The following is a 438-nucleotide window of genomic DNA, read 5'->3' on the forward strand; positions in this document are numbered from 1 at the left end:
ACCCGTCGCCGTCAGCGGGAAATCGCTGACCGTGGCGGTACCGCCGTTGTCGTTGGTCACCGTCTTGACCAGGGTCAGCGTCGCGGCTTGGTCGTTGTTATCGATCGTGCAGGTGGCATTGTCGCCGCCGGCCAGGGTGATCGAGTTCGCCACCGTGGCTGCGCCGCCGTTGAGCACGCAGCTGTAGGTGCCGGCGGTGTAACCGGGCTGGTTGGTTTCAGACAGGGTGTACGCACCCGCGCTGACCGATGCATTGGTCACCGTCGCCGAACCGCTGGTGCCAGTAATCGTGGTGGGGCCGGTCGCGGTCAGCGGGAAGTTGCTGACCGTGGCGGTACCGCCGTTGTCGTTGGTCACCGTCTTGATCAGGGTCAGCGTCGCGGCTTGGTCGTTGTTGTCGATCGTGCAGGTGGCATTGTCGCCACCGGCCAAGGTGAT

General features: G+C 64.8%; 1 protein-coding gene. It reads right to left on the reverse strand.

Annotation, left to right across the window (positions count from 1 at the left end; translation table 11 throughout):
• On the reverse strand, positions 1–438 hold a 438-nt coding region (locus V7787_RS52935), incomplete at both ends, for a hypothetical protein (protein ID WP_336095468.1).

It is taken from the genome of Pseudomonas sp. CGJS7 (assembly GCF_036961695.1).